The organism is uncultured Methylobacterium sp. (genome assembly GCF_964242245.1).
Classification (GTDB): domain Bacteria; phylum Pseudomonadota; class Alphaproteobacteria; order Rhizobiales; family Beijerinckiaceae; genus Methylobacterium.
In genome coordinates this window covers 1-2,793 of the sequence record NZ_CAXTBY010000220.1, presented here as the reverse complement: position 1 = coordinate 2,793, position 2,793 = coordinate 1, and the positions used below count along the sequence as shown (strand labels likewise).

Genomic DNA, 2,793 nt, shown 5'->3' with positions numbered 1-2,793 from the left:
TGCGCCTTGTGGACGGTGAGCGCGTAGCCGTAGGTGAACTCGTCGGTCTCCCGGCGCAGGAACGCCGGGATCTCCTCCTCCGACCCCGAGATCACGGCGCGTAAAACTTTGATGTCGATCGCCCGCTTGCGAAGGCCCGGATCGTCCTCCGGCACCACGTCGAGGCGGATCGTGTCGGGGCGGGGAGGGGCACGCTGGGCCTGCACCGTCCAGGTCGAGCCGTTGAGCAGGCCCTTGGTGCGGTCGTTTCTCAGGCACACCAGCTTCTCGCCCACCGCCGGCATCGGGTCGACGTGGCCGGCAAGCTCCCGCAGGCGCCCGTTGTAGAGCCGGCGGGTCTTGTTGAGGCCCACCAGCACCTGGTCGCAGTCGAGCACCTGGGCCGGGTCGATGGCGCGGCGCGAGACCACGCGGCTGGCCCCGTATTCGCCGAGTTCCAGGCGCCCGCCCTCGCGCACGGTCATCGCCATGCGGACGATCGGGTCGTCCTTGGCCTGCCGGTGGACGTCGGTGAGCATCACGTCGGGCTCGGCCTCGGTGAAGAAGCCGCCGCCGCGCACCGGCGGCAACTGCGCCGGGTCGCCGAGCACCAGAACCGGCTTGTCGAACGACAGGAGGTCGTGGCCGAGATCCGCATCGACCATCGAGCACTCGTCGACGACGATGAGGTCGGCCTTGGCCGCAGGCCCCGCCCGGTTCAGGGTGAAGGCCGGGCCGCCTTCCTCCGTCTCCTTGGTGCGGTAGATCAGGGAGTGGATCGTCGCGGCGTCGTGGCAGCCCTTGCTTCGCATCACCGAGGCCGCCTTGCCGGTGAAGGCGCCGAACACCACGGAGCCCTCGACGTCGTCGGCGATGCGGCGGGCCAGCGTGGTCTTGCCGGTGCCGGCATAGCCGAACAGGCGGAACACCTGGGGGGCGTCCTTGGCCTTGCGCCACGCCGCGATGCTTTTGAGCGCCGCGTCCTGCTGCGGCGCGAAGCTCTTCGGTACATCGCTCACGGCCAGCGCACGGTCGGCGGGAGCGACGACAGGATCGAGGCGACGTTGCCGCCGGTCTTGAGGCCGAAGATCGTGCCGCGGTCGTAGAGCAGGTTGAACTCGACGTAGCGGCCCCGCCGCACCTGCTGCTCCAGCCTATCGGCCTCGGTCCAGGCCGTGCCGACGTTGCGGCGGACGATCTCGGGGTAGGCGTCGAGGAAGGCGCCCCCGACGTCGCGGGTGAAGGCGAGGTCGGCTTGGCGGTCGCCCGTCCAGTGGTAATCGTAAAAGATCCCGCCGACGCCGCGCGGCTCATTGCGATGTTTCACGTGAAAATATTCCTCGCACCAGGCCTTGTAGCGGGCATGGTCCGCGGCCGGCGCGTGGGCGTCGCAGGCCGCCTTCAGGCAGGCGTGGAAGTGCTGCGTGTCCGGGTCGTCCTGGGTCCGCCTGCGGTCGAGCACCGGCGTCAGGTCGGCGCCCCCGCCGAACCACGTCTTCGTGGTCACGACGAACCGAGTGTTCATGTGCACCGTCGGAACATTGGGATTCCAGGGATGGGCGATCAACGAGATGCCGGTGGCGAAGAAGCGCGGGTCCTCGGCCGCCCCCGGCATCTGCGCACGGAACTCGGGCGCGAACTCCCCGTGCACCGCCGAGACGTGGACGCCGGCCTTCTCGAACACCCGCCCGTGCAGCATCGCCATGGTGCCGCCGCCGCCGGGCTGCCCGGTGTGGTCGGTCCGCTCCCACGGCGTCTTGACGAAGGTCTGCGGGGCCGAGGGCGCGTCGGGGTGGAAGGGGCCCGTGGCCTCCGCCTCGATGGTTTCGAGGGCGGAGACGATCCGGTCGCGCAGCGTCGTGAACCACGCCGTCGCCTCGGCCTTCAGCGCCGCGATGTCGGCCTCGGGCAGGGCGGGGGCGGGCGTCTGATCCGGCATCGTCATGGGGCCGATGTCCCATCCCGATCGGATGCCGTCAATTCGTGCGGGCCGACCTGCCGGATCGCCTCGCCCAGAATCATCGCCGCCGCGACCGCGACGTTGAGCGAGCGCAGGCCCGCCCGGATCGGCACCACCACCCGCGCGTCCGCGGCCGCGTGGACGTGGTCCGGCACGCCGGCCGATTCGCGCCCCATCAGCACGCAGTCGCCGTCGGAAAACGCGAAGTCGGTGTAGGGCAGGGCGGCGGCGGTGGTCGCCAGCACGAGGCGGATGGTCTCCCGCTCGCGCCATTCGCAGAAGGCGGCCCAGGAGCGGTGCCGGGTGATCGCGACGTGGTCGAGGTAGTCCAGTCCCGCCCGGCGCAGGTGCCGGTCGGACACGTCGAAGCCCGCCGGCTCGATGATCTCGACCGCCACCCCGAGGCAGGCCGCCATGCGCAGCAGCGTGCCGGCGTTCTGCGGGATGTCGGGCTGGTAGAGGGCGAGGCGCAGCATGGTTTTCGCGGGTAGCCGTTCGGGTCCGTCCAATCAAACCACTGCCTCGTGATGATGACGCGAAGCGGAAAGTATTCCGATCCAGCCCTTCCCTCTCCCCCCTGCGGGAGAGGGTGGCCCGCGAGCTAAGTCGGGTGAGGGGAGCGACGGTTCCGGACAGCGCACTCCCCTCTCCCGACTCTCGCGCGCGTCGAGGACCGCCCTCCCTCGCAGAGCTATTGGCTTCACACATTTCGGCACTTGGTGCGCGGGTTCCCGCGCATCCCCTCGCCCCGCCTGCGGGGCGAGGGCTTTGCCGACCACGGACCTCGGGTCTACCCGAGATCCGATCTTTGGTGCCCAAGTCGGCGGTGCCCAAGTCGGGCAGGCCCGGCTTGG

General features: G+C 70.3%; 3 protein-coding genes. All 3 read right to left on the bottom strand.

Annotation, left to right across the window (positions count from 1 at the left end; translation table 11 throughout):
• Nucleotides 1–998, bottom strand: a 998-nt coding sequence (locus ACFE8Y_RS21610) for an ATP-dependent RecD-like DNA helicase (protein ID WP_375466416.1), incomplete at its 3' end; no start/stop codon positions are given.
• Nucleotides 995–1,924, bottom strand: a complete 930-nt coding sequence (gene hemF / locus ACFE8Y_RS21605; RefSeq protein WP_375466415.1) for an oxygen-dependent coproporphyrinogen oxidase — start codon at nucleotides 1,922–1,924, stop codon at nucleotides 995–997. The genes hemF and ACFE8Y_RS21610, both read right to left, overlap by 4 nt.
• Nucleotides 1,921–2,415, bottom strand: coding sequence for a tRNA (cytidine(34)-2'-O)-methyltransferase (locus tag ACFE8Y_RS21600; RefSeq protein ID WP_375466414.1), 495 nt, complete (start codon nucleotides 2,413–2,415; stop codon nucleotides 1,921–1,923). The genes hemF and ACFE8Y_RS21600 overlap by 4 nt, the downstream gene beginning before the upstream one ends.
• Between the last annotated feature and the right edge of the window lie 378 nt (nucleotides 2,416–2,793).

Bases quoted from the DNA above. Each gene is read 5' to 3' on its own strand.
- ACFE8Y_RS21600 (WP_375466414.1), bottom strand. From the start codon at position 2,415: ATGCTGCGCCTCGCCCTCTACCAGCCCGACATCCCGCAGAACGCCGGC.
- hemF (WP_375466415.1), bottom strand. From the start codon at position 1,924: ATGACGATGCCGGATCAGACGCCCGCCCCCGCCCTGCCCGAGGCCGAC.